This window comes from Pyramidobacter piscolens W5455, from assembly GCF_000177335.1.
Lineage (GTDB): Bacteria > Synergistota > Synergistia > Synergistales > Dethiosulfovibrionaceae > Pyramidobacter > Pyramidobacter piscolens.
This window is the reverse complement of record NZ_ADFP01000031.1, coordinates 1-23,580: the sequence shown is the minus strand read 5'-3', so window position 1 is coordinate 23,580 and position 23,580 is coordinate 1. Positions and strand designations below refer to the sequence as shown.

The following is a 23,580-nucleotide window of genomic DNA, read 5'->3' as shown; positions in this document are numbered from 1 at the left end:
GGATGACGGCGACGCCGCCGACCAGCTTGGCAAGGCGCTCCTTGAGCTTTTCCTTGTCGTAATCGGAAGTGGAGTTCTCGATCTCGGTACGGATCTGAGCGGCGCGGTTGCGGATGTCGTCCTTGTTGCCGCTGCCGTCGACGATGGTAGTGTCTTCTTTGGTGATGCGGATCTTTTTGGCGCGGCCGAGCTTGGACAGTTCGACGTTCTCGAGCTTCTCCCCCAGATCGGAAGTGACGACTTCGCCGCCGGTGACCACAGCAATGTCCTGCAGCATGGCCTTGCGTCTCTCGCCGAAGCCGGGAGCCTTGACGGCCACGGCGGTCATCGTGCCGCGCAGTTTGTTGACGACGAGCGTCGCCAGAGCTTCGCCTTCCACGTCTTCGGCGATGATCAGCAGGGGCTTGCCGGTTTGCAGAACTTTCTCGAGGATAGGAAGCAGATCCTTGACGTTGCCGATCTTGCCGTCGTGGATCAGCACGTAGGCGTCTTCGAGGGAAGCTTCCATGCGCTCGGGATCGGTAACCATGTAGGGGCTGATGTAGCCCTTGTCGAACTGAAGTCCGTCGACGGTCTCCAGCGTGGTGCCGGTGGTCTGGCTGTCTTCGACGGTGATGACGCCGTCGCGTCCCACCTTCTCCATGGCTTCGGCGATGATGGCGCCGATGGCTTTGTCGTTGGCGGAGATCGAAGCGACCTGAGTGATGTCGTCCTTGCCGTTGACCTGATGCGCCATCGCCTTCAGGTGTTCGGTCACAACGTCCACGGCGGCGGCGATGCCATTGCGAAGGTAAATGCCGTTGGCGCCGGCGGCCACGTTCTTCATGCCTTCGCTGATCATCTCGCGGGCCAGAACAGTCGCGGTGGTCGTGCCGTCGCCGGCCACGTCGTTGGTCTTGGAGGCAACTTCCTTCAGAAGCTGAGCACCCATGTTCTCAAAGGGATCTTCAAGCTCGATCTCCTTGGCGATGGTCACGCCGTCGTTGGTGATGGCGGGAGAACCGAATTTCTTGTCCAGCACCACGTTGCGCCCCTTGGGGCCAAGGGTCACGCCAACGGTGTCGGCAACTTTGTTGATGCCGCGCTCAAGCGCGCGGCGGGATTCTTCACCGAAAGCAAGAATTTTAGCCATTTATGAATTCCTCCTGAAAATAATGATGTCTGCCCGAAAAAACTAGTCGATCACCGCAAGAACGTCGCGCTCGCTGAAAATCACGAGTTTCTCGCCGTCGAGCTTGATCTCCGTGCCGGAATACTTGCTGAAAACGATATGGTCGCCGACTTTCACTTCAAGGGGAAGTTTCTGACCATTGTCGAGAATGCGGCCCGTCCCGACGGCGATGACTTCGCCTTCCTGGGGCTTTTCCTGAGCCGTATCCGGCAGATAAAGACCGCTCTTGGTCTTTTCTTCTCCGCTGACGACTTTGACGACGATACGATCCGCAAGGGGTTTCAACTGCATTATTTATTCCTCCTATACTGAGTTCGACAAAAATCTCCGAAGTGATTTTTATTAGCACTTGATCACTTCGAGTGCTAACAATGGATATAATACAATTTTGGCGGTCAAATTCAAGAATGGTTACAGATAAATATTTTATCTTTCTCCAATTTTTCCCGACGAAGTTCCGTTTATCGGCTATTTTCTACCGTATACTGCTCTTCCGCTTAGTTATGTAAAAACAATCGCGACGCGCCCTTGCCCATAAATAGAGAGAGCAACCACAGCGGGTTGCTCTCTTACAAATCATTGCTCCGTCGGGACGTAATCCCCGGATACGAAGCGCGAGAAATGCTCCCGACAATAACGATGGATCTCCTCCGCCGTCGCCAAGTTCAGCACTTCATCGGCGCAGGCGCGCATTTCTTCGGTTTTCAACAGCGAAAGAATCCATTGCGTGCGCAGCATCTCGAAAGGATTGACGCTGAAAGAGCGCAGCCCCATGCCGAAAAGGATCGGGCTCAGCAAGGGGTCTCCCGCCATTTCACCGCACAAACTGACGGGCTTGCCCGCCGTCGCAGCATTTTTGATGGTGGTCTGCACAAGACGCAGGACCGAGGGCGAGAACGGCGAATAAAGGTAAGACAACGCCGCGGCCAAGCGGTCGACGGCCATGGTGTATTGGATCAGGTCGTTGCTGCCGATGCTGAGGAAGTCGCATTCGCGCGCGATCAGATCGGAAATGACGGCGGCCGAAGGCGTCTCCACCACGACGCCGACTTTAGTGCGGGGATTGAAGGGCGTCCCTTCCCTGCGAAGCTCCTCCTTGACGTCATCGATCACGTTTTTCGCCGAACGCACTTCGTCAATGGCCGAAATCAGCGGCAGCAGGATGGAAACGTCTCCGTAGGCGCTGGCGCGCAGAATGGCCTTGATCTGGCTGCGAAAAATATCCACGCGTGACAGCGAATAACGAATCGCTCGATGGCCGAGCGCCGGGTTCTTCTCCTCCGGCATGCTCAGATAAGAAGGGATTTTGTCGCCGCCGATGTCAAGCGTGCGGAAGACCACAGGACGCCCCTTCATGGCCAGCATGGCTTTTTTGTACTCCCAGAACTGCTCGCCTTCCGCCGGCAGATGCGCGCGGGTCAGATAAATGTATTCCGTCCGATAGAGCCCGACGCCATGCCCGTCAACTTCTACGATCGATTTGATATCCGCATCGGAAGCGGCGTTGCCGTAAACTTTCAACAACACTCCGTCGGCGCTGCAAGCCGGCCGTCCCGCAAAACTGCGCAGCTGCTCCTGAAACAGGCTTTCCCGTTTCTGCCGCGCACGGCATTCCCGGATCGTCTCCTCATCCGGGTTGATAAAGACGTCGCCATTATTGCCGTCGACAATGATGAAATCGCCATGGTACACGTCGTCGGCAACTCCGCTCAGCCCTACCACGGCAGGCTTGTGCTGATTGCGGGCCATAATGGTGGCATGAGAACCGATCGTTCCCTCTTCACAGACCAGACCGACAATGTTATTCTTCTGGATCAGCGAGATCTCCGCCGTGCCCATGCTTTTACAGACGAGGATCAGACCTTCCCGCTCATCCTTGAGCAGGTCGCCGCCTTCGATATGCAGAAGCAGACGGCACACGCGCGCCGAAACGTCTTTGACGTCATCGGCCCGGGCCTTCAGGCAATCGTTGTCCATATTCTCGAAGACCTGAGCGAATTTCTCCGCCACGGTCTTGACGGCCCATTCGGCGTTGACGTTCTGAGCGACGATCATATCCCGAATCTCGCCGAGAAATTCCGGATCTCCGAGCATAATGCCATGTACGCGATACAAATCGGGCCCCGCTTCGTCTTTGTCAACAACGACGGTCTCGCCGGCATAAAGTTGTCGGATCTCTTCGCTGGCAGTCGCTACGGCCAGGTTCAGACGCTCCACTTCCCCTTCAGCGTCGTCGACATAGTCTTTTTCTATCTCGAGTTGCTCCTTCCAGTCGACGTAAACTTGCCCCATGACAATTCCCGGAGATACGCCCAGCCCCTTCACGCAATTTCCTCCCTCGCCACTGCACAGAATTCAAAGACAAGATGCCATAGACAAGCGTCAAGCTCAACGCTCAATGCCATCGCGGGCCATGACCCCGGCGTCGTAGTAGTGCTTGATCAGCTTCATTTCGGTCACCAGGTCGGCGCGTTCAATGAGCCATCGAGGCGCATAACGCCCCGTCAAAAGCAGTTCCGTTTTCCCGGGCCGTTCATCCAAAAAAGTTTTTACCGCCTCGTCGGAGACCAAGCCGAACCACAGCGCCACGTTGATCTCATCAAGCACGACCAGATCGTACCGTCCGGAGAGCATGGCCTGCCGGCAGATTTCCAGTCCCCGCCGCGCCATTTCCCGGTCTTTCTCGGTGACCTCTTCACGGCGAAGGCAGCGGGGACCGCCGAACGTCCGCACGTCGATCCGCGGCAGCGCCGAGAGGGCGCGATGCTCGCCATAAAGCCGCCCTTTCATGAACTGCCCGAAGAAAACGCGCCCACCGTTCCCGGCCATGCGGAGGGCGAGCCCCAGCGCCGCCGTGGTCTTGCCCTTGCCGTTGCCCGTATAAACTTGTACGAAACCGCGTTCGAGCATGTTCAGGCTCGCATTTCCCAATCGCGGTCCGTTACAGCGTTTCCTTTTCACTGGACTGGAGGACAACCACGGCCACGTCGGCGGGAACTTTTTTGGCGAAAGCCTGCGGATCCGCCATAATGTTGGGAAACGTGTTGTAATGCATGGGAATGACTTCGCGGGGGTGAATCATTTCCGCCGCTTGCGCCGCTTCGTCGGCGTTCATCGTGTAGGTTCCGCCGATCGGCAGCAGCGCGATGTCGATCGCCATGGGACGCAGCTCTTTCATGCCGTCGAAGAGCATGGTATCGCCCGCGTGATAAACCTTGTGCTTATCGACTTCGATCACGTAGCCGCACGGTTCGCCGTCAGGCAGTTCCTGTCCGTCGGCCTGAATCGACGACGCGTGGACCGCGGGCACGACAGTGACCTTGCCGAACAGAAAGTTTCGGCTCTCGCCGCTTTTCATCACCGTGATCGTTTCCGGATTCACGCCCTGCGATTTGAGATATTCGGCAACCTTATCGTTGCAAATCACGGCACATTCGGTTTGCCTGGCGATAGCGGCCGCGTCCCGCAGATGATCGGAATGCCCGTGCGTCAGAAGCATCGCGTCAAGCGCGATAAAATCATCCACCGTGCAGCAGGCATAGGGATTGCCCGTGAAAAACGGATCGATCACGATCGAACTGTAGTCGCTCTGGATCTTAAAGCTGGCATGACCCAAAAACTGAAGCTGTGTGGCCATAGTGCGCACCCTCCCTCAAAATTTAACGCAGATTCGCGATTTTTATTACAAATAAATATATTAGCATAAAAAGAAACCGCGCGCTCCTATTATACGACTAAATTTCATGTCGGCCATCAGCGTGTTTTTTATACAAAGCTCATCCCGCCATTCGGCGATAAACTTCAAACCGACGCGCGCCTTCGTGCAAAAAGCGCCGTCCTTCTTTCGAGGGACGGCGCTTTTTGCATGGCCGATGTTCCGGCTCAGAGCTCGAAGTCTTCGATGCGGAACATATCCATGTACGTCGGATAAGGCCAAAGATCTTTGCCGATCAGCTGTTCGGCTTCGTCGCTGTCAGCTCGGATCGACCCCATGAGCGACGCGCCTTCGCCGACGAGGATTTCCGCAGCGGCGTGGGCGTCTCCGCTCTTAACCGAGGCCACCGTGGCGTCTAATTTTTCCAGTTTCTCGAGGATGCCGCACTTGATTTCGACCAAACGTTTCAGATTCTTTTCCCATGCCGAGAGTCGATCGCGCAGTCCCGACGGCACGCCGGACAGGGCTTGCGCTTCCCGCCCCAGCTGTTTGGAAATGGCCGGCAGCACGCCCTCGAACATCATCGCGCGCAGCACGCCGATCTCCGTCAACATCGTTTCATTGTGCTGTTCCAGGCGCACTTCATGGTAAGCGACGATCTCGCGATCCGTCATGATCCCCAGATTCGCCAGCAGATCGCGGTGTTCCCTGACCAGATACTGATCCAAAGCTTCGACCGTATTCCGGCAGACCGGCAGTCCGCGTCGCTTCGCCTCTTCGACCCACGCCGCGTCGTAACCGTTGCCTTCGAAACGCACGTTCGCCGATTCTTCCCAGGCGTCTTTGATCACGGCCAGCGCCGCGTCGGCCACGTCCGCCCCGCCGATGAGACGCGACTCCAGCGCCGTACAGAAGCGCTCGATTCCCTCGCTCCAAATGGCCAGCATCACAGTCAGCGGACCGCCAAGCGCCTGCGGAGCGCCGACGCCGCGGAACTCCCACTTATTGCCCGTAAAAGCGATGGGCGAGGTCCGGTTGCGGTCGCTGACGTCGCTGTTGAGCGTCGGCAAACGATCCATGCCGAGGTCAATCGATCCTTTCGCCGTCATGTCTTCGTTCACGCCCTGAGCCAAGCAGTTCAGTACGTGATTGATCTGCGAGCCGACATAGACGCTCATGATCGCAGGCGGCGCTTCGTGTCCGCCGAGACGGTGACTGTTGCCCGCCGAAGCGATGGAAGCGCGCAGCAGTCCGCCGTGACGACTGACGCCGAGCAAAAACGAGGCGATGAAAGAAAGGAACTGGATATTACGCCGCGGGTTGCTGGTCGGCTTGAGCAGATTGCGTCCTTCGCTGTCGCGCAGCGAAACGTTCAGATGTTTGCCGCTGCCGTTGACGCTGGCGAACGGTTTTTCGTGCAGCAGCAGCTGGAAATGGTGGCGGCGCGCCATCTTGCGCATTACTTCCATGAGCATCTGATTCTGGTCGCAGCCCTGATTGGCTTCCGACAGAACGGGCGCGAACTCGAACTGTCCGGGAGCCGCTTCGTTATGGCGGGTCATCAGCACCTGGCCGAGACGGTACATATCGCGCTCGACGTCTTCCATAAAAGCCAGGACGCGGGGGTGGATCGCCCCCAGATAATGGGCTTCGACGGCCTGAGCCTTGGGCGACGGCGCGCCGATCAAGGTGCGGCGGCACAACTCGATGTCCGGCCGACGGCGCGCCTTTTCCTCATCGACGAGGAAATATTCCTGCTCCGCGCCGATGGTCACGTCAACGGAACGCACGGTACGGTTGCCGAACAGTTTGAGCAGACGCATGGCCCGTTCCTGGATGGCGCCGATGCTTTTCAACAGCGGCGTTTTCATGTCCAGCGGCGTGCCATCGTAGGAGATGAACACCGAAGGGATGCAGAGCGTGCCGCCTTTGTGGCTGAGGACGATGAAGGCCGGACTGGAAGGATCCCAGGTGCAATATCCACGGGCCTCAAAGGTATTCCTCATGCCCCCCGAAGGGAAGGACGAAGCGTCGGGTTCGCTCTGGATCAGTTCCTTGCCGCTGAAGGTGTGGATCGGATGCCCCTCGCCGTCGAGATTGAGAAAGGCCATGTGCCGCTCCGCCGTGACTTCCGTCCGCGGCTGAAACCAGTGGGTATAATGCGTCGCGCCTTTGGAAAGGGCCCATTCCTTCATGGCCGCCGCCACGTAGTCGGCGATCGAACCGTCGAGCTTGCCGTCTCCCTCGACCGCCGTCATCAGACGCCGGTATACGTCCTCCGGCAAACGTTCCTTCATGGCCGATTTGTCGAAAACATGCATTCCAAAAATCTCCGCAGGACGGGCTACACCTTCATCCATTTGCTTCAACCTCCCCCAAATGTGTTTGCCGTGCTAAATTTTTTCAAGAAAAGACAAGGCCAAATTTTTTCGATTCATCTTTTCATGATGCAAGAGTATATCACATCCATCAGGATAGGAGCATGCAGATACACATAAAATACAGACTTTATGCAGATAGAAATCCATTTACATGCATGTCTTTTTGAAAAAAGACATGCACAGATAGAATTTTGACAACGCCTTTATTCCCGTCGTCGGTCTTCTTTATGATGCCGAGGTCAAAAAAATGAGCCCGATACGGTTATTCAACCATACTAGGCTCTCTTTTCAGCAATTTCCTTCATAAACGTACGTCAGGTGCCGGCGGGCAAGTTCCGCCAGACGGTAAATCCGTGCGACCGGCGTCGGCGGCCTATCCTGAACTTTATAACGCGGAAAAAACCGCGAGAGATGCAGCGGCAGATCGCGGTCAAGCGACGCCAGCCAGGCCGCCAGCCGCTCGACTTCATCGTCGCCGTCGTTCTTTCCGGGCACGACCAGCGTCGTCACCTCGACGTGACAGCCGAATTCAACGGCACGGCGGATGAAATTCTTCACCGTTTCCAGATCGCCGCCCAGCCAGCGGTAATATGCCTCGGTAAATCCCTTCAGATCCACGTTCATGGCGTCGATCAGCGGCAAAAGCCCCCGCAGCGGCTCGGAAAGCAGCGAACCGTTCGTGACCAGGACGTTTTTCATCTGCCGTTCATGGATCAGGCGCGCGCAATCGACGACAAAATCATAGCTGACCGTGGGCTCGTTGTAGGTATACGCCAAGCCGATGTTTCCGCGGGCTCGCAGTTCCCCGGCCAATTCCGCCAGCCGAACGGGTTCGGCGCGCCGCGCGGCAAGGCCGCTTCCATCGGACATGGCAATGGAATCGTTCTGGCAAAAGGGACAGCGCAAGTTACAGCCGTAGCTTCCGACCGACAAGATAAAACTGCCGGGGTAAAAATGCCGCAAAGGCTTTTTCTCGATCGGGTCCAGGGCCAGCGAGGTGATCCGGCCGTAATTCTCCTCGACGATGCGCCCGCCGCGGCACACTCTGGCGCGGCAGATGCCGCGCTGGCCTTCCTCCAGCGCGCAGCGATGGAAACACAGCTGGCAGCGTTTCATCGATGACGCACGACCTCGAAGCGCTGAAGCGAATAATTTTCGCCGCGCCCGATGCCGGCCTTGCGAAGCGCGATGTCCAGCTGACGCTCGACGGTATCGACGCCGTCGAGGTCGGGTAGCAGCAACCCTTTACGGCGCCCGCTGCTGACGATCACGCCGTAGCGCCTGACGTCAAGATCGTCTTTCGCCGCCGGCTCGGCAGGCGAAAGCACGTCTACGTCGTAAACGAGTCTCGGCAGCTCCGCTTCGGTTACGGGCGCGAAGCGCGGATCGCGCGTTCCTGCGGAAACCGCGTTATAAAGGATCTCCTCGGCGACGGAACTTCTGGTCGGCTCGATCGTGCCGATGCAGCCGCGCAGTTCGCCGGCGATCGTGACGGAGACGAAGACGCCGGCGCGACGCTTCGTCAGCTCTTCCGGCAGACCGTCAGGGAGCCCGGCCACGCGCCCGCTCTTCACATAATGTTCCAGACTCAGCCGCGCCAGCTTTACATAGGCGTCTTCACGCGCGGCGGTCTGCCGCAGCGTTTCCCGTTCCCGCTGCAAAAACGACCGCTCAAAACGCCGGCCTTCATCGACGGCGCGAGGAGCGAAGCAGGCCACGCCATAGCCGACGCCAAACGGTCCCTCGTAACTCAGGATCTCGCTCTCGACGTCGTAGCCGTCGAAGGCCCCAGCCATGATGACGAAAGAACGCAGCCCGCATTCCGCCGCCTTTTCGCAGAAGACGGGATTGAACTCGAGCATCGCGCCGAAGTCGCCCGACGAAAAAATCTCCATGATCCGCCGATCGAACTCGGGCCCTTCCGGCGCAAAGCCATAGGGGCCGTCGGCTTTCAGTTTGTGCGACAGGTCGCCGCTGGCGACGACGACGGGCCTGCGCCCGAGGCGCTCCGCCGCGCGGGCGATCGCCGTGCCGAAATTGTAATGTTCGAGCAACGGCAGCCCCGAAAGGCCGATGCGGACGATGGGGAGCCCGCCGCACGACTGACAAAAGAACCGCAATGGAATCATTGTGCCATGATCGAGTTCGGGGCGGCGTTCGCCCTTTTTTCCGGCGGGGATCCCGGATGCCGCCGCTTCAGCCCCGATCGCTTCCACCAGTTCGCCGTCATAGGAAACGTCGCACGCCGCGTCGGGCCGGCCGAACGCCGCGAAGCTTCCGCGCGCCTGCCGCCCCGGCGAAATGTGAAAATAATCCCGGTACATGACGGCATGAGGCGACAGGACGATCAGAACGTCGGGCTTCAGCGCCGCGGCCCGGCGGGCCGCTTCACGATAGGCGTCGATGGTAGCCTGGATTTTCTTCTCCTCTCCGCGTCCGATTTCCGGAAGGATCACCGGCGGGTGAGGCACCGCAAAAGCTCCAAGAATTGCCACGTGGATCGCTCCTTTCACAAACAAACGTTGAACCTGAGCAGCTTAGCTCTCACTCAGCCACGGCGCTTTTTCATTCTCGAAATCCCGCATGAAATGCAACAGCAGCGTCAGCGCCAGCAAATCGGCGCTGCCGCCGGGACTGAGGTTCTCCGCGACGAACTGGCGGTCGAGCCGGGCGATGTCCGTCATGCTCGGCACAGTTGTCCCGTCCAGCAGACGTTCGATCTGGCGCTGCACTTCCCGAAAACGGGGCAGGCTGGAGCGTCGGATCATGTTCGTGTCGTCCGCGGCGCCAATCAGATGCAGCAAAGTCACCGCCGCGGCGTCGTTCAACGGCAGGTTCTCCGCCAACAGCCGCTCGAAAACCGGCAGCCCGCATTCAAGCACCGCGGGGAAGCCGGCCGCCGCCTCGCCGCGAATTCCCGTGACGCCGCTTTCGCGAAAAATTTTCTCGCCCGCGGACTGCCCCTGTGGAGGAAACTCATCCTTCAGGCCCGCAAGCATCTTCCGCGCCGCGCCGGCTAACCGCTCCGCCGCGGCTGGTTCTCCGCGCCCCCATAGCCAGCCGCGGGCCGCGCAGACCACGCCGACGGAGAAGATCACGCCCTTGTGCGCGTTGACGCCGCCGGTCGCTTCCAGCATGGCCGCTTCGGCCTCCATTCCCGGCAGTCGCAGCGCCTGAAAAAGTCGTTCCGGCTCCTGTTCGGCCGCTTCCGCCCCCAGCGCGGCGCAGCGGCGGAAATACGGCGCCAGCGCGCTGGCGCTGTCCACAAACTTGAAAAGGTCCATATCGCGATGCGATCCCGAGTTGAAGCGATCCACCAGCCCCGGCTTGGGCGAAACGCAGACCTCGTACAGCAGCGCCCGCTGGGCCGCGTTCGCGACCGTATCGGCGAAACGGCCGACCGCTTCGTCGTACATCAGCTTCACAGCGGCACAGGCCAGCTCCCGCGCCGGATGGATCCGGCGCGGCGCGCAGTCCATCGCGGCGCGCCCGCAGATCACGCACCGGCGCGGCGGCAAGCCCAAAGCTTCACGGGAAATTTTCGTTCCGTCGGGCGCCAGCACGTCCATATCGTAGAGCCGCGACGCAGGCGAACTGACCTCAAGCGCGACAGTCAGGCTTTTGACGTCTGCCGGCGCGCCGTCGGTCAAGAGCATGGCTTCGCTGCCCGTCGACTCGAAGCGGCATTCTTTTTTGACAACGGAAACGCCGCGCCGCGCCAGATGCCGCTCCAGCCGCGCCAGCCCGTGTCGGAAAAACGACTGCGCCAGAGGAAACTGCTTGATCTCGCCCGGCATGTTCAGCGTATAACTGATCAGACTTTTTCCGCCGCCGCGCAGCATGTCCCGCTGACGCGCCGCCCGCCGCTCGCGCGCCGCCAGCATCTGCGCAAGAGAAATGCCGTTTTCTCCGAGAATCCGCTCAACGTCCATAAAGTCCTCTTCCATAAATGCCCGCAGGCAGATTTATTTTCATTATCATACGAGTTTCCACTGAAAAGAGCAAAGGCTTTCTGCCTTTTTTAACGAAAACGAATATAACCCAAGGCAGAGAGAACGTAGAACTCAAGAACAAAAATCCCCCCTCGGTGATCCGAGGGGGAACGTTTCCGGCTGGTGGCGGTAACTAGGATATCAACATCCTTCTACCCTTGCAATTGCTATATAAGAAAATCTAATTTCGTTTTACTGGTACGGCTTTTAGCACGTTTTTTTCGCAAGTATCCAAATGCAAAAACACCCTCTCGCCAACGATTATACCATTGGCAAGAGGGTGTTTGTCATTTTGCGATCATTATTCCTATCGAGCCGATCAGAACGCCGTACAGCAGTCCTTGACCTTTGGCGCGCCTGATCTTGGCGTTGTAGGCGGCGCGCTCTCGTTCCAACTCCCGTTTCAGGTCGCTGACCAAGCGCCGCGTGTCCTCGGCCTGCGCGGCGATCTCCGCCCGAAGATCTTCCAGTCCCCGCCGCAGCACGCGGACGGATTCACGATCGGAGCTCCAGCCTGCCACCGTGTCGCGCATGGCACTCTCGGAGAGTAAATAGCCGCCGGCGACGCGCCGAACGTCGACCATCTTGCGGACGGGCGCAATATGCTCAGTAGTCTGCGCGATAGTCGGCGAGCATAGCACTGAGAGCGTCACAGAGCTTATCAGCAGGTAGATCAGCGGTCTTTTTACGAGTCGTTTCACGGGCGGTCACCTCCCTCCGTGCCGTCGCGTCAATGATGGCGTCCGCCCGGCGCTCTGCGGTGGCGGCGCTCTCGCGCAGGCGGCCGATCACGGCGTCCGTCTCTCCATGGCCGCGATATCCTCGCCAGTACCATATCGTCAGCACAGCGGCAACGACGACCGCCGCCAGCGCAAACAGCCAGCGGCGGTTCGTTTTACCGGGCACGATCTCAAAGAGTTTATTCATGATCATGCCGGTCCCACTTCCCTTCGTTCAGCCATTTTTGCAGGCCGTCAAACGCGGCCTGCAGCGTTTCCTGCACTTCGATATACATAATATCCAGCAGCGGGCCTCCAACGTAGCCCAGCATGGCGATGATCATGGCGCTCAGCTGGTCGCTGACACCAAGCTCGTCCAATCCCCACGCCGTCATGGCGCCCAACGCCCCGGCGCTCGTCAAGCCGACGGTAAAACGCCAGCCGTTAAATGGTTCTCCGAGATGTTCCCGGCTGGCGCGCACACCCTGGAAAATCATGGCCAGCGCAGCCCCTATGCAGCCGGTCATCATCAGATCGATCAGCGTCTTTTCATGCTGTTCCTCTCCGTGCATGTCTATCCCTTTCTCAAGTCCCAGCGCCTCAGATGCCCATCCGGGGCCTTTTCCGTGTCGATGTGGATGCCCCAGTCGTAAATTCCGACACCGCCCAGCTCCGAAAGCTCGCCGTTCTCCCAGGTGCGGACGATGGCGTCGTAAACCGCCTGCGGATCGCTCCGCGTCTTGAAGTCCATCGCGCGCCCGTTCACGTGTTTGCTTCGCGGGCTGCCGCCGACTTTCGCGTTATGATCGCGGCATCGGCATACCGACGTCACGATCATCGGCTCTCCCAACAGGTCGCGCACCTTTTCCGCCAGCGCCAGCAGCCGCGGCGTCACGTTGCACAGTCCGCAGCCGCAGCGGCACACGCATTCGTCTTTCGCAAAATGCGGCGACAACATTTCCCGTGCCATAAAACCACCTCTTTCCCGATTTTCACTGTTTCAACCCGTTAATATTGACATTGGATGTTATTTGTATATAATAACGATATACAAAGGAGATGATAGACATGCCTCAGACTTCGATCAACATCCGTATGGACGAAGAACTGAAAAACGATTTCAACGACTTGACCGAGCAGCTTGGGCTGTCGATGTCGGCGGCGTTCACCATTTTCGCCAAGACCGCCGTGCGCGAACAGCGCATTCCGTTTCCCCTCGGGCTGCCGCGCCCGAACGCCGAAACTCTGGCGGCCATGGAGGAAGCGGAGCGCATCGCCGACGATCCCAACGCGCCGTTCTACAACAGCGCCAAGGAGCTGTTCGAGGCCAAAGGCTGGAAATGACGTACCGCGTCAAAACCACGCGGCAATTCGACCGCGACGTGGCGCGCCTCATGCGCAGCGGCTACGACATAGGGCTGTTGCGCGCCGCCGTCGAACTGCTGGCCGAGGGCAAACCGCTGCCGGCGAAGTACCGCGATCATCCGCTGCGCGGCGACAAAAAAGGATTCCGCGACTGCCACATCGCGCCGGATTGGCTGCTTCTGTACCTGCGCCGGAAAAACGAACTCGTGCTCGTTCTTCAACGCACCGGCACGCACAGCGAAATACTCGAATGAATGAACAAGGGGAACGCCTCCGCGGGCGCTCCCCTTTCGTTTATCCGTCAAGCGCCCTCCATCCAGACGATCGCGGCCACATCCTCCGCGCTCTGCGCGGCGTCCACCTGCGTCAGCAGTTCCGCCGCCGTGTTGTACATGGCCGTCACGTAGGTCTGGATCGTCAGGCAGAGATCCGTCGCATAGGCCTCGTCCAGCTGGATCACAAAACCGTCCTTGCACGTCCACGTCGGATACGGCACCGTCTCGGGACTGCCGACGGCGGCTGCCAGCGTCGGCGCGGCCATGACCGACAGGGCGAGGCGCTGCGCGTCGCCGTCGGTCCAGATCGGGTGTCCCTGCCACGTCGCGCCCTCGCGGACGGCGGCGTCGCGCGCGGCGAGGATCTCCGTGCGCTTGGCGGATTTCAGCTCGTCCAGCGTCGGTTCGGGAATCGCAACGACCTCGTAACAGTCGCCTTTGTCCTCGATCCGCGCGCCGTGAGTGTTGCACCACTCCGCCGCGGCCGCATACTGCTCCGCCGTCTGATCAGTCCAAGCGTTTTTATAAAATTTCGTGCCGATCATTTTCACACCCCCTGCGACCAGCGTCCAACCGCCAGCCAACGGACATAAGCTGCGGTTGCAGTTTTGATCGTTGTCGCCGTCGCGGATATACTATCGACTCCGATGCCGACCGTTTGCGTTACCGGCGTTGCTTGCACGCTTGGCGCGGCGCTGAACGGCTGCGGAAACGTGATTGAGTTTCCGGACGCGCCGTTAGTGATTTGTACATTGCCGTAGCAGATTTGCACGCCGGATTTCAAGCGAATATAGTCAGTTCCGCTTGATTCCAAATCCGTTTCCAGCGCAAGCGCTTTGCCGTTGAGAGTAAAAGTTCCGTCGGGTTTCATTTTCAAAACGCTGCTTCTCGCGCCGTCGTGCGCGACGAGAACGGCGCTGCCCGGATCTTCATTGGGCAAATTCGGGTCGCTCGAATCGTAGTCCTTGCCGTAGAGATACATCGAACCGCCGTTCACGTACTGACTGCCGCCACGAACGACAATGCGTCCCGCCGCGTTGGCTTTGTACAGGTTGAAGTCCGCTGCGCTGCTGCTCAGATTGCCGGTCAACGTGCCGCCGGCCAGCGGCAATTTACTGTTGTCCTCCACGTTAATATCAGCCGTGCCGTCGAAGTATTTTCCATTGATTTTTCGCGGCGTTTCGAGTTTGGTTGCCGAAGCGACGTTGGAGAGCGTCGTCGCAACATCTTTGGCATTGAGGCTAAGCGTTCCGTTGGGTTTCATTTTCAAAACGCTGCTTCTCGCGCCGTCGTGCGCGACGAGAACGGCGCTGCCCGGATCTTCATTGGGCAAATTCGGGTCGCTCGAATCGTAGTCCTTGCCGTAGAGATACATCGAACCGCCGTTCGCGTACTGACTGCCGCCACGAACGACAATGCGTCCCGCCGCGTTGGCTTTGTACAGATTAAAATCCGCCCCGCTGCCGCTCAGATTGCCGGTCAGCGTGCCTCCGGCCAGCGGCAGATATTTTTTCAGACAATCGTCCACGTACTTCCGCGTCGCGATCACTATGCTTGGATCGATCTTCAGCGTCACGTTCCCGTTGGAGCCGACCGCCACGCGGGCACGGATCACCGTTGTAACGCCGCTGCCCTCGGCGAGCACGGGCTTGACCATCTCGGGCAACGAGCCGTAGACGACCAGATTCCCGTCGGCGTCGTAAATGCCGACCTCGCGCAGCGTCCAGCCGCCCGTCTGAGGCTGAATGACCAGCTCCGCGACGATCTGCGTTTCGTCGTCGCCGGCGCGGTAGAGCGTGTTAATCTGCCCGCGGTACACCTCGCGCACCAGCGCCGTCCGCTCGGCGCTCGGCGTGACGACGTGCCCGCCGCCGTCGCCCACGCCCATCGCGGTCCAGACGGGGGCGACGCCGGTGATCTGGCTGTTGGCGATCTGCGCCGCGCCGGTAACGGTCAATACACTTCCATAAGTAGGCATGTTCATTCTCCTTTATTCGCAAGGACGGATCTCGACCGTCGCAATCGCTTCCATCGCCGCCGCAACGTCGAGCCGCCCCGAAGTTTCCGCTTCGGTCGACGTCAGCGGCCACACTTCGACGACCGCGCCGGCCATCACGGCCATTCCGGGCGCGATCGAACCGCCCGTTTCGGCGTGATTTATGACGCGGCGCAGATGGCGGCTCGCCGGCTTCGCCGAATCGACGTAACGTGCGGCGCGCTCCGAGATGGCTCCGATATCGCCCCCCGCCTCTAGCCGGATCATCACGTCGAAAACATGGTGCTGCCCGGTGTCCTCGATCAGCTCCGACTCGTAACCCAGGCCTTCGAGCACCTGTTTTACGGCGAAGAACGTGCCTTTGTAGCGGTGCACGAGAAAAGTTCGTTCGACGATGCGGAGCTTCTGTTCGAGCGTCAAAGCTTCGTCGTAAGCGTCCGCGTGCCACTGCCACGCCAGCAGATCAAGCCACGCTTCCGGCAGCTCGTCCAGGCGCGACAGGATCGGCAGCAGAGCCGTCCCGCCTGATACCGCCCGCAGTTCGGGGTCGATCGCCGTTGCCGCGGCGGCGACCTGACGATCCGCCGTGATCGACGCCGGCACCACGTCGAGCAACGACAGTTCGTCCAAGGCTTTAGCCATCTTCGAACCCTCCGAACGCGATCACGGGGTCGCCCGACAATACGGCCACCTGCAACGGCGTCAGCACGGTATGCACCGGCGACGTCACCTCCACGCGCAGCGCCCCCGCCGCCATGACGCGGCGGATCAGCTCCGAGGGGTTAACGTCGCGCCCCAGCGCGGCGCGCTGCCACGCGACGTAATCCGCGACGGCGGTTTCCGCCGCGCGTTTGATCTCCGCGCTCAGCGCGGCGTTCCGGCCGGCGACGTAATACTTTAGATTCACGCCGTAGGCTTTCGTCTGCGGCGCCTGTACGTGAACCACGTCGGTGAGCGGGCGCACTCGTTCGGAACCGCACGTCTTCGCCACCAGCTGGATAATTTCGCCCGACGGCAGCGCGCCGCCCGTCAGCAGCGGATAAATGTAGACGTGCCCCGGCTCGCTCGGCGGCGCGACGACCGACACGTCGGCGATGTCCTGGTGCGCCGTCTTCGCCCAATAGATATACGCGCCCTCGCTGCCGGCCACGCTGAACGACTCCGGCGCCAGATGGATGCGTTCGCGCAGCGAGTCATCGCTCTCGACATCGCTGCCGCCGAGAGCGACGCTTGTATTCGACGCGCCGGCCACGTACGGAACCGGATCGACCATGCGCCCGATCTGCCCCGGCACGTATCCGTTGCCGATCTCGCCGTCCGTTTCGCAGGCGGCCGTCACGTCGACGGACGTATTTCCGGCGGCGACCGTCACCGCGGCCGTCGTGGCAAACATCGTTACGCCGTCCGGAGACACGCGCGTGCCCTTGGGGATCAGTACGGCGAACGTCTGCGGCGCCGACAGAGCGAAGCGCACCGTGCACACGGCCGCCCTGGCCGGCAGGCGCGTCACTCCCAGCAGCGCGCCGAGATGATCGAGGTAGTTCCCGCTCGCGTAGGCCAGAAGGTTTTGCTTCGCCGCCCAGTCGATCAGCTCGCGCTGCTGCACGATCACCGCCGCGACGCTCTCCAAAAACAATCGGATCGGATCGCCCTTCGCGAGCGACCGGCCCGACAGCCTTTCGTACCCCGTAATCACGTTTCTTTCCACGTCCGCCGCGTCCCCGTCCACGAAACGGACGTGCGGCAGCGCGGCAAGGTCACTGCTCATCGATCTCCACCTCCACCCGCGGCCTCAGCCGCCCGTCGGCGTCTCCCTGCCAGGCGACGCGCACGACCCTGGCGCGCGGCTCGTACCTGGCGATCTTGGCCACCACGTCGGCAGCGATTTTCGCCTGCGCGGACGGCGCCGGCAGATCGAGCGCGTCCGCGTCCACGCCGAAATCCCTATCCAGCGGCACCGTGCCGGCGGCCGTGGACAGGATCGTGCGCACGTTCTGCACGACCTCCTCCGACACCGTCGCCGGGGCGAAGTCCACCGCGCCCCAAGACGCCGCAACGATCCGCCTCATGCCGTGCCCTCCGCGTACTCTCTCAGACTGACCTGCACCTCCGCCGCGATCAGGCCGCCCTTGTTGTCGATCCGCTTCCACGTCTCCGCTAGCGACTCGATCACGAAACGCGCCAGCGGCCGGCCGTCCAGGATCAGAACCGCCGCCTCGCCGGAATCGCGCATGGCACGCAGCCGCTCGATCTCGTCCAGCGGCCGCGTGCCCAGCTCCGCGCCGAACGCCATCCTGAAACTGACCGATTCCAGCTGCGGCCCCACGTACTGAAGCAGCGGCTTCAGCCCGATACGCGCGTGCTCGGCGTACTGCGCGCCGCCCGAGCGTTCGAACCCGTCGAACGTCCGCACCAGCTCGCTGGACGCCTCGAAAACCACGTCTCCCAAAGTGCCGATCATGCCATGTTATCCTCCCACGAAAACGTTCGGCGATCCCTCCGCCACCGTCGAGCCGCAGGCCACCGGCGCGCCGACGTACCCGACGCGCCGCCCTTCGGCGTAGACCGTCGGCCAGCCGTCCGCCAGCGCCGAAGCGTGCGTCTCGGGCACGTCCGGACACGTGTGCGGCGCCCAGCCGTGCCCAGCGCAGTGCAACGGGATCCCGTTGACGAAGACCGTCGCACATCCCTCGACCGAGGGACGGGACGGCCATCACCCGTGCCCCGTGCAGACGTCGCCCTTGCGAGTCACTGCCGGCATCGTCTCCCAGCTCCTTTCCGAGCTCCATAGAAAAAGCCGCTCTCCTTTCGGAAAGCGGCTTCTCTTTTGTTTTTCAGTCAATCCGCCGCCCGCTCAATCGAAAATCGTCGACAGATGCGCGGGGATCTCCGCGCCGCCGGGGTTGAGGTGAATGTTGGCGGCCGCTTGCAAAACGATGTCGCCGCCGGACATCTTGATGACGCTGCCGGAAGCGTCGACGATCAGCACGCTGCCCTCGCGGCGGTTGAACTCGATCGCGCCGGCGCCCTCCATCGTCCAGTGACGTACGTCCGCGTCGGCGACGAGCGCCCGGTCCTTCTCGTTGTAAAGACAGCCCAGGATGAACCCGGATTCGACGCCGTTTCCCAAAAAAGCCGCGATTACCGTCTCGCCCACCTCGGGCATGCGGTAATCGCGGCTTTTCACCGCCGCCGGCACGGTCACGGGACATTCGCCCGTAACCACGTTCAGATCGGGCAGATAGACGCGCGCCGTGCCGCGCTCGGGATAGATCGCCGACACCTCGCCGACGCGGATCGTTCCGCCGGTACCGCTTTTCATTTCTTCTCACCTCGATGCACTTGGATCGTCGTCTTGTAGCCTCCGCCGCCGTCGACGCTGTGCACGGCGCTGTCGATGAAGAACCTGCCGTCGAAGATGCCGAAGCCCTCCACCGTGATATTGACGCCCGCGGCCATGCGCACGTCGCCCATCATCGTCAGCGTGCCCCGTACCGCGGAGAGATTGGCGCGTTTCAGCCGGGCGGCGGCGATCCGCTGCGCGTCGGCCGGCGATTCGGCGCGCTCTGACAGCGTCAACGACTGTCCGGAATCGACGGCGTCGGTGCTGGCCGTGGCGCGGTATGTCGTTTTCTTCGCGGCGTCGTACCAACTCACCGTGCAGTTTTTGTACTGCGTGCCGGCGCTGCTGCTGAAACTCCACGACGACACCTCGCTCATCCCCGTCGCGCCGGACAGTGTTTTGAACGCCGTTTTCTTCCGCGGGCCGCGGCGCTGCACCATGCCGACCGGAGCGCCCGCTTCCAGATCGCTGCGCGAGCAGACGATCAGCTTTTTATCCGATACCTTCACGCAGAAGCCGCCCTCGTCGCCCAGCCATTCCAGAAAGCCCAGATCCGAGCGCTCCAACTGGTCGCGGCGGCCGTAGGAAATGTCTTCCGACAGCTGGAAGTGCAGCGTCAGCCCCGCTTCCACGGCGATCTGCGCGGCGATCGTCTTCAACGTCGTGTTCTCCCAGGCGCGCGTTTTCAGCTGCTTCTGGATGCCCGCCCCGGGACCGTTCGCGTCCGTGACCATGACCGACCGCGCCTTGACCGTCACCGTCGCTTCCGGCCCCTGCGCCGTCACCTCGTCCACGAAAAAGACGCCGCAGTACAGTTTGGCCGCGTCGCCGGGCGCGTTCCAGTCCGAGACGAAGATCGTCGCCGTCAGCCGCGCCCCCTTCGCCGGAAACCAGTCGCCCCGCCACAGACCTTCGGCGTCGGCCAACGTGATCTGCAGATCGTCGGCACTGCCCCAGTTGTCGGTAAACGTCGCCGACCGCAGAAACGGCGCCACGTCGGCCGAAATGTCGGCGCTGTCGTACAGCAGCTTCAGCCAGGCCCGGCGCGCCCTCATTCCTTCCTCCACGGCGGCGGCGCCGAACGCGCGCGCCGCTCGCTCTCCGGCACGGCCAGCGTTACCCCGGCCGAAAAGACGGCCGTCGCGTTGTGCGCCGGATTGGCCTGGATCAGCAGGTCCATCAGCTTCTCGTCGCCCCAGGCGCGCTTGGCCAATTTGTCCCACGCGTCGCCCTGAATCGTCGTGATCGTCGCCATCGGTTCGCCCCTTTCAAAGTCCATCGAAAAAGCCGCTCCCGGAACGGGGGCGGCTTTGCGTATGATCATGATTATGACTGACTTATTCCTAGTGTTGCAAAGAAAGCAAGATTCCTTTCTTTTGCCATTTTAACCAATGTGTCATAGCCAATTACTTCGATGAGAACATTCAAGGACTTGTTAAAATGAAAGTATCTTTGATCACTTGCCTTGCTGTACTCGTGCACATCGAGAAAGGCTTGCATGTTCTCTGTAATATCACAAATAATATAACAATAACCAGGAATATTTTCTGTAGGTTCGATAGGGCGTCCACTTAAAGTTTTGAGTTTTCCAGAACGAATTTCTTGCAAATAATACAGAGCTTGCTCCGTGGGGTCATTTTTTCCACGACCAGTATCTGATCGCATCGGTCTTTTAAACTCCACGATTGATATTTCTCGCCCGGCTGAAGAATTGCTATTATTTACGTACATAGGATTATCAAAGAAAGCAGCAATATCAGGACGGCTTTTTAGGCTTGTTTCAAGAATTCCATACTCTCTTAACTCAAGATCAGATGCAAGATAATGATGAAACGCAAGCCTCTCATCAATAATCCAAAGGTTTGAGCGTTCAAAGGCAACAACATCCGATTCTTTTTTCATTGGCATAATAAGCTGATGGATATTTTTTTCGTCAAAATACTTCTTATCACCTCGCTTGCCAATGATTTTTTCAAGAATTTCAAGTACGGATCTCCGACGCCAAACATAAGTTGCCAAATCACTGATATGCAGCTGAGCTTCTAATTTAGTAAAACGACGTATTTTTTCCTCAAATTCGTCGTTGATCTGTTGATCCTTTGTTAACTGTCCTAAAAGCTCTTGGCTTTTCTCGAAAAATTCGTTGTCTAGCTGAACATATCCATCATGTAATTTCTTTTCAATCTCTTTATCGTTATCTGTAGCAACAAACCTTGCACGTGAAACAATTTCGGGCAGTACGGAACGATAGCGGGGATTCCTATTATCAACATAGTCTCTTACATGCTGGTAGGCTTTCTCTTTTTGTTCGTCGATTAAATCTTTCATATGAATGCAAATGTGCTCAACGACAGTCTGCTGGATCTTATCGAAAGATAACTCAAGGGGCAGTCGCCCCGTATTGCTATCGGCAATATCAAAGCCATCTCGCGTATCGGAAACACGGCTGTCCAGATACTCGCTACAAACTTGACACATGTATCCTTGCTCTTTGCATTTAAATGCCGCGTTCAGCTCAGGAAGAAGTGCACTCAATTCACTGTTTACAACTGGTCGTGTATTTCCGTAATATACAATTACTGGCTGGCGTTTTGTATCAGAAAGCATGACGTGAGTCATCTTGAATTCATGCCCATCAACAACAAAGTTCTCATCCGATCTGGATGACACCCACTTTTTGGCCAGCTCGACAACATCGAACTCTTTGTTTTCATATGGATCCTTGACAGTAATCGTAAGTTTGGAAGCTCCGCTAAGCAAATCATAAATGCAGTTCTCTTTAATATAGTCAGCGACCTTTTCTGCAGTACAATTCCTAAAGCGGCTTTCAAAGTCGCGACGCGGACACGCGAGGCGCACGATAGTATGCCTTGCCTCTTTGCACGAAGTGGGGTCTCCTGCTTTCTTTACTTCATCTGCCACATTGAAAGAAAATTCTCTCTTCATTGGCGTGGACTCGCCCTCATAGACGCTAGAAACCTGTACATTCTCAAAGACCTTCAGCCATTGCAGACGGCCAACGCCACGGCCTCCTAACTTCTCCTTACGAGCACTGTCAAGAGTAAGAAAGGATTCCATGTTTTCCTCCGTAAACCCCGCTCCGTTGTCTTCTATTTCGATTTTGGCAACAGGAGGTAGTCTCCTATCATTATCCTGTTCCACCAAGAGCTGCGAGTTATCTCGATGAAGAGTAACCGTTATCCGCCCATCCGAAACAGCTGCTTCTGCTATAGATTGCATAGCATTTACGACTGCCTCAATGACGGTAATTAAAATATTATTTTTAGTCAGCCTTAGCTTATTTACACGACGCCGCAGGTTTGTTTTCACGCTCTTAGCCTCCCCATCATGGTTTAGCTTATTATGCAATGGGAACTCAACTATGGCAAGCCCTCCCAATAAGCAAAGCCGCTCCCGGAACGGGGGCGGCTTTGCGTCAGCGATATTTTAACGGTTCTTTTTGCCGTTTTCCTGTCTTTTTATCTTCGCCGTCAAGTCTTTGATTGCCACTATCAAAACAACGGAAAGAATGAGGCAGACTCCTCCGAACTTCAAGAAGCCATGACTGTACTCCGAAGCTCCCAGGACTGCAAACGCTGAAACACTAACTGTACCGAGCAGCAATAATCCCAAGCAGTCTTTCACGACTTCCAGATTTTCCAGACTCATATCGTCGTCCTCCGAAACCGCAACGCCGCCGCTATCCGCGTTCCCCGCGGCGGAGCGCGTAGAGCGCGAAGACGATGATCACGCTGCCCGCGAAGCATATCGGCGCAAGATACGGATGCCGATAACGCAGGATATTGTCCGATTCGCTGGAAACCCAGAACAAAGAAAACACTGCCACGAAGGCCGCGCTCAGCAAATCGCGTTTTCTTTTCGACGTCATTGTCCTCGCCTCTTTGCGTTAGGTCGTTTTGTTCGAGATTTTTCCGGCGATTTCCATACAATAAAAGAGGCACGCCACGGCGCTCAGGAACCGCAGGCAGTTCCCCGCCCGCTCGTTCCAAAGCGTCAGCAGGGAAACGGCGACGACATCCGCCGCGCAGAGCAGCAGAAAACGGGCAAGACTCAACTGTGCAAGCCATTTGAAGAATTTCATCGTTCCCCACCTCCTATATTTTTGTGATACCAGATCAGAAATCGGCATTCAAGCTCAAACTTTGCTGTCGCCGTTTCATTTCGTCAAGAAGACGGATCACCTTCTCCGTCACTCGATCCGCAATGCTTTCGGCGCTTTCTTTCTCGTTGGCCTCTATTTTTATATTGAAAACGATAGGCGCCTTCGAATTCGATTCCGACCCCGTCGGCGCGATTAACGGTCTTAAAAAATAATAACCGAGTCCCATTCCCGCAGAAAGTTTTATTCCCTCCGCTCCCAAACTCTTCCCCTGCAACCCATGGTAGAGTCCGCTCAACCCCGTAGCCGTCAGAGCGTCCTGAATTGCCTGCGCCGTCTGATTGCGCAGAAAATTGAAAGCGGGGTTGTCCCAAATCGGCTTTTCTTTGGGAACTCTACGCACCGCCGCGTATCCTCCCCCGACCAGCCCCGGCACGCCCAGGTCGCGGCCGGCGGCTTGCCACAGGGCCAGGCCGCGCCGCTTGTGGCGGCCCTGCACGGGGATGACGTATTCGGGGCTGTCGCCCTCGCCGATCAGGGCCACGGTGGGGCCGCCGACGCGG

Annotated in this window: 29 protein-coding genes and 1 pseudogene; 2 read left to right on the top strand and 28 right to left on the bottom strand. The window is 58.8% G+C overall.

Going from position 1 to position 23,580, the window contains the following annotated elements:
• The 13 genes from groL to HMPREF7215_RS02365 form a co-directional block, all read right to left on the bottom strand.
• Positions 1–1,132: chaperonin GroEL (groL, locus tag HMPREF7215_RS02425; RefSeq protein WP_009164022.1), on the bottom strand; the 1,132-nt coding region annotated here is incomplete at its 3' end.
• A 42-nt stretch (positions 1,133–1,174) separates the two neighbouring features.
• The gene (gene groES / locus HMPREF7215_RS02420; RefSeq protein ID WP_009164021.1) at positions 1,175–1,462 is read right to left on the bottom strand and encodes a co-chaperone GroES; all 288 of its coding nucleotides are present in this window, start codon (positions 1,460–1,462) and stop codon (positions 1,175–1,177) included.
• A 285-nt stretch (positions 1,463–1,747) separates the two neighbouring features.
• Positions 1,748–3,496: a phosphoenolpyruvate--protein phosphotransferase gene (gene ptsP, locus HMPREF7215_RS02415; protein WP_009164020.1), complete on the bottom strand. Its 1,749-nt coding sequence runs from the start codon at positions 3,494–3,496 to the stop codon at positions 1,748–1,750.
• A 63-nt stretch (positions 3,497–3,559) separates the two neighbouring features.
• Positions 3,560–4,081, bottom strand: coding sequence for a cob(I)yrinic acid a,c-diamide adenosyltransferase (locus HMPREF7215_RS02410; RefSeq protein ID WP_009164019.1), 522 nt, complete (start codon positions 4,079–4,081; stop codon positions 3,560–3,562).
• Positions 4,082–4,112: 31 nt separating this feature from the next.
• Positions 4,113–4,808 carry a metal-dependent hydrolase gene (locus HMPREF7215_RS02405; RefSeq protein ID WP_009164018.1) on the bottom strand — a complete coding sequence of 232 codons (696 nt, stop codon included), beginning with the start codon at positions 4,806–4,808 and terminating at the stop codon, positions 4,113–4,115.
• A gap of 245 nt (positions 4,809–5,053) precedes the next feature.
• On the bottom strand, positions 5,054–7,186 hold the full coding sequence (locus HMPREF7215_RS02400) for a glutamine synthetase III domain-containing protein (protein ID WP_009164017.1): 2,133 nt from the start codon (positions 7,184–7,186) through the stop codon (positions 5,054–5,056).
• 309 nt (positions 7,187–7,495) lie between these two features.
• On the bottom strand, positions 7,496–8,323 hold the full coding sequence (gene amrS / locus HMPREF7215_RS02395; protein WP_009164015.1) for an AmmeMemoRadiSam system radical SAM enzyme: 828 nt from the start codon (positions 8,321–8,323) through the stop codon (positions 7,496–7,498).
• Positions 8,320–9,702 carry an AmmeMemoRadiSam system protein A gene (gene amrA / locus HMPREF7215_RS02390; RefSeq protein WP_009164014.1) on the bottom strand — a complete coding sequence of 461 codons (1,383 nt, stop codon included), beginning with the start codon at positions 9,700–9,702 and terminating at the stop codon, positions 8,320–8,322. Before amrA ends, amrS begins: the two co-directional genes overlap by 4 nt.
• A 42-nt stretch (positions 9,703–9,744) precedes the next feature.
• A complete protein-coding gene (citX, locus tag HMPREF7215_RS02385; protein WP_009164013.1) occupies positions 9,745–11,139 on the bottom strand; it encodes a citrate lyase holo-[acyl-carrier protein] synthase in 1,395 nt (464 codons plus the stop codon).
• A 347-nt stretch (positions 11,140–11,486) separates the two neighbouring features.
• The gene (locus HMPREF7215_RS13770; protein ID WP_232205505.1) at positions 11,487–11,900 is read right to left on the bottom strand and encodes a chemotaxis protein; all 414 of its coding nucleotides are present in this window, start codon (positions 11,898–11,900) and stop codon (positions 11,487–11,489) included.
• Complete coding sequence (locus HMPREF7215_RS02375; protein ID WP_156797401.1) at positions 11,806–12,126, bottom strand: transposase; 321 nt, start codon at positions 12,124–12,126, stop codon at positions 11,806–11,808. The genes HMPREF7215_RS13770 and HMPREF7215_RS02375 overlap by 95 nt, the downstream gene beginning before the upstream one ends.
• On the bottom strand, positions 12,119–12,490 hold the full coding sequence (locus tag HMPREF7215_RS02370) for a phage holin family protein (protein WP_009164009.1): 372 nt from the start codon (positions 12,488–12,490) through the stop codon (positions 12,119–12,121). The genes HMPREF7215_RS02375 and HMPREF7215_RS02370 overlap by 8 nt, the downstream gene beginning before the upstream one ends.
• 2 nt (positions 12,491–12,492) lie before the next feature.
• Entirely contained in the window at positions 12,493–12,888 is a 396-nt protein-coding gene (locus HMPREF7215_RS02365) for a YcbK family protein (protein WP_009164008.1), read from the bottom strand.
• A gap of 98 nt (positions 12,889–12,986) precedes the next feature.
• Between HMPREF7215_RS02365 and HMPREF7215_RS02360 the strand changes: the two genes are divergently transcribed.
• Both HMPREF7215_RS02360 and HMPREF7215_RS02355 read left to right on the top strand, forming a co-directional pair.
• Positions 12,987–13,262 (top strand): type II toxin-antitoxin system RelB/DinJ family antitoxin, encoded by a 276-nt coding sequence (locus tag HMPREF7215_RS02360; protein WP_009164007.1) that lies wholly within the window; start codon positions 12,987–12,989, stop codon positions 13,260–13,262.
• Positions 13,259–13,537 (top strand): type II toxin-antitoxin system YafQ family toxin, encoded by a 279-nt coding sequence (locus HMPREF7215_RS02355; protein ID WP_009164006.1) that lies wholly within the window; start codon positions 13,259–13,261, stop codon positions 13,535–13,537. Before HMPREF7215_RS02360 ends, HMPREF7215_RS02355 begins: the two co-directional genes overlap by 4 nt.
• Before the next feature lie 47 nt (positions 13,538–13,584).
• On the opposite strand, the gene HMPREF7215_RS02350 is transcribed toward HMPREF7215_RS02355, so the two are convergent.
• The 15 genes and pseudogenes from HMPREF7215_RS02350 to HMPREF7215_RS13495 form a co-directional block, all read right to left on the bottom strand.
• Positions 13,585–14,103 (bottom strand): DUF4376 domain-containing protein, encoded by a 519-nt coding sequence (locus tag HMPREF7215_RS02350; RefSeq protein WP_009164005.1) that lies wholly within the window; start codon positions 14,101–14,103, stop codon positions 13,585–13,587.
• A gap of 2 nt (positions 14,104–14,105) precedes the next feature.
• Positions 14,106–15,536, bottom strand: a complete 1,431-nt coding sequence (locus tag HMPREF7215_RS12275) for a phage tail protein (RefSeq protein WP_009164004.1) — start codon at positions 15,534–15,536, stop codon at positions 14,106–14,108.
• 12 nt (positions 15,537–15,548) lie between these two features.
• The gene (locus HMPREF7215_RS12270) at positions 15,549–16,196 is read right to left on the bottom strand and encodes a phage tail protein I (protein ID WP_009164003.1); all 648 of its coding nucleotides are present in this window, start codon (positions 16,194–16,196) and stop codon (positions 15,549–15,551) included.
• A complete protein-coding gene (locus tag HMPREF7215_RS02335; RefSeq protein ID WP_009164002.1) occupies positions 16,189–17,322 on the bottom strand; it encodes a baseplate assembly protein in 1,134 nt (377 codons plus the stop codon). The genes HMPREF7215_RS12270 and HMPREF7215_RS02335 overlap by 8 nt, the downstream gene beginning before the upstream one ends.
• Entirely contained in the window at positions 17,312–17,623 is a 312-nt protein-coding gene (locus tag HMPREF7215_RS02330) for a GPW/gp25 family protein (RefSeq protein ID WP_009164001.1), read from the bottom strand. The genes HMPREF7215_RS02335 and HMPREF7215_RS02330 overlap by 11 nt, the downstream gene beginning before the upstream one ends.
• Complete coding sequence (locus HMPREF7215_RS02325) at positions 17,620–18,015, bottom strand: phage tail protein (RefSeq protein WP_009164000.1); 396 nt, start codon at positions 18,013–18,015, stop codon at positions 17,620–17,622. The genes HMPREF7215_RS02330 and HMPREF7215_RS02325 overlap by 4 nt, the downstream gene beginning before the upstream one ends.
• A 6-nt stretch (positions 18,016–18,021) precedes the next feature.
• Positions 18,022–18,240, bottom strand: a pseudogene (locus HMPREF7215_RS13500) (PAAR domain-containing protein); the annotation flags it as partial.
• Positions 18,241–18,408: 168 nt separating this feature from the next.
• Positions 18,409–18,876 (bottom strand): phage baseplate assembly protein V, encoded by a 468-nt coding sequence (locus tag HMPREF7215_RS12260; protein ID WP_009163997.1) that lies wholly within the window; start codon positions 18,874–18,876, stop codon positions 18,409–18,411.
• Positions 18,873–19,952: a phage late control D family protein gene (locus HMPREF7215_RS02310; protein ID WP_009163996.1), complete on the bottom strand. Its 1,080-nt coding sequence runs from the start codon at positions 19,950–19,952 to the stop codon at positions 18,873–18,875. The genes HMPREF7215_RS12260 and HMPREF7215_RS02310 overlap by 4 nt, the downstream gene beginning before the upstream one ends.
• On the bottom strand, positions 19,949–20,176 hold the full coding sequence (locus HMPREF7215_RS02305) for a tail protein X (protein ID WP_198004535.1): 228 nt from the start codon (positions 20,174–20,176) through the stop codon (positions 19,949–19,951). Before HMPREF7215_RS02305 ends, HMPREF7215_RS02310 begins: the two co-directional genes overlap by 4 nt.
• A gap of 47 nt (positions 20,177–20,223) precedes the next feature.
• Positions 20,224–22,227, bottom strand: coding sequence for an ATP-binding protein (locus HMPREF7215_RS02300; protein ID WP_009163994.1), 2,004 nt, complete (start codon positions 22,225–22,227; stop codon positions 20,224–20,226).
• Between the two features lie 117 nt (positions 22,228–22,344).
• Positions 22,345–22,566, bottom strand: a complete 222-nt coding sequence (locus tag HMPREF7215_RS02295) for a hypothetical protein (protein ID WP_009163993.1) — start codon at positions 22,564–22,566, stop codon at positions 22,345–22,347.
• A gap of 31 nt (positions 22,567–22,597) precedes the next feature.
• Positions 22,598–22,786, bottom strand: coding sequence for a hypothetical protein (locus HMPREF7215_RS02290; RefSeq protein ID WP_009163992.1), 189 nt, complete (start codon positions 22,784–22,786; stop codon positions 22,598–22,600).
• An 18-nt stretch (positions 22,787–22,804) separates the two neighbouring features.
• Positions 22,805–22,999, bottom strand: a complete 195-nt coding sequence (locus HMPREF7215_RS02285) for a hypothetical protein (protein ID WP_009163991.1) — start codon at positions 22,997–22,999, stop codon at positions 22,805–22,807.
• Between the two features lie 34 nt (positions 23,000–23,033).
• Positions 23,034–23,580: hypothetical protein (locus tag HMPREF7215_RS13495; protein ID WP_040550209.1), on the bottom strand; the 547-nt coding region annotated here is incomplete at its 5' end.

Excerpts from the sequence above, each read along its gene's own strand:
- groES (WP_009164021.1), bottom strand. The coding sequence starts at position 1,462 with ATGCAGTTGAAACCCCTTGCGGATCGTATCGTCGTCAAAGTCGTCAGC.
- HMPREF7215_RS02410 (WP_009164019.1), bottom strand. The coding sequence starts at position 4,081 with ATGCTCGAACGCGGTTTCGTACAAGTTTATACGGGCAACGGCAAGGGC.
- HMPREF7215_RS02405 (WP_009164018.1), bottom strand. The coding sequence starts at position 4,808 with ATGGCCACACAGCTTCAGTTTTTGGGTCATGCCAGCTTTAAGATCCAG.
- HMPREF7215_RS02400 (WP_009164017.1), bottom strand. The coding sequence starts at position 7,186 with ATGGATGAAGGTGTAGCCCGTCCTGCGGAGATTTTTGGAATGCATGTT.
- amrS (WP_009164015.1), bottom strand. The coding sequence starts at position 8,323 with ATGAAACGCTGCCAGCTGTGTTTCCATCGCTGCGCGCTGGAGGAAGGC.
- citX (WP_009164013.1), bottom strand. The coding sequence starts at position 11,139 with ATGGACGTTGAGCGGATTCTCGGAGAAAACGGCATTTCTCTTGCGCAG.
- HMPREF7215_RS02375 (WP_156797401.1), bottom strand. The coding sequence starts at position 12,126 with ATGAATAAACTCTTTGAGATCGTGCCCGGTAAAACGAACCGCCGCTGG.
- HMPREF7215_RS02370 (WP_009164009.1), bottom strand. The coding sequence starts at position 12,490 with ATGCACGGAGAGGAACAGCATGAAAAGACGCTGATCGATCTGATGATG.
- HMPREF7215_RS02365 (WP_009164008.1), bottom strand. The coding sequence starts at position 12,888 with ATGGCACGGGAAATGTTGTCGCCGCATTTTGCGAAAGACGAATGCGTG.
- HMPREF7215_RS02360 (WP_009164007.1), top strand. The coding sequence starts at position 12,987 with ATGCCTCAGACTTCGATCAACATCCGTATGGACGAAGAACTGAAAAAC.
- HMPREF7215_RS02355 (WP_009164006.1), top strand. The coding sequence starts at position 13,259 with ATGACGTACCGCGTCAAAACCACGCGGCAATTCGACCGCGACGTGGCG.
- HMPREF7215_RS02350 (WP_009164005.1), bottom strand. The coding sequence starts at position 14,103 with ATGATCGGCACGAAATTTTATAAAAACGCTTGGACTGATCAGACGGCG.
- HMPREF7215_RS12275 (WP_009164004.1), bottom strand. The coding sequence starts at position 15,536 with ATGCCTACTTATGGAAGTGTATTGACCGTTACCGGCGCGGCGCAGATC.
- HMPREF7215_RS12270 (WP_009164003.1), bottom strand. The coding sequence starts at position 16,196 with ATGGCTAAAGCCTTGGACGAACTGTCGTTGCTCGACGTGGTGCCGGCG.
- HMPREF7215_RS02335 (WP_009164002.1), bottom strand. The coding sequence starts at position 17,322 with ATGAGCAGTGACCTTGCCGCGCTGCCGCACGTCCGTTTCGTGGACGGG.
- HMPREF7215_RS02330 (WP_009164001.1), bottom strand. The coding sequence starts at position 17,623 with ATGAGGCGGATCGTTGCGGCGTCTTGGGGCGCGGTGGACTTCGCCCCG.
- HMPREF7215_RS02325 (WP_009164000.1), bottom strand. The coding sequence starts at position 18,015 with ATGATCGGCACTTTGGGAGACGTGGTTTTCGAGGCGTCCAGCGAGCTG.
- HMPREF7215_RS12260 (WP_009163997.1), bottom strand. The coding sequence starts at position 18,876 with ATGAAAAGCGGTACCGGCGGAACGATCCGCGTCGGCGAGGTGTCGGCG.
- HMPREF7215_RS02310 (WP_009163996.1), bottom strand. The coding sequence starts at position 19,952 with ATGAGGGCGCGCCGGGCCTGGCTGAAGCTGCTGTACGACAGCGCCGAC.
- HMPREF7215_RS02305 (WP_198004535.1), bottom strand. The coding sequence starts at position 20,176 with ATGGACTTTGAAAGGGGCGAACCGATGGCGACGATCACGACGATTCAG.
- HMPREF7215_RS02295 (WP_009163993.1), bottom strand. The coding sequence starts at position 22,566 with ATGAGTCTGGAAAATCTGGAAGTCGTGAAAGACTGCTTGGGATTATTG.
- HMPREF7215_RS02290 (WP_009163992.1), bottom strand. The coding sequence starts at position 22,786 with ATGACGTCGAAAAGAAAACGCGATTTGCTGAGCGCGGCCTTCGTGGCA.
- HMPREF7215_RS02285 (WP_009163991.1), bottom strand. The coding sequence starts at position 22,999 with ATGAAATTCTTCAAATGGCTTGCACAGTTGAGTCTTGCCCGTTTTCTG.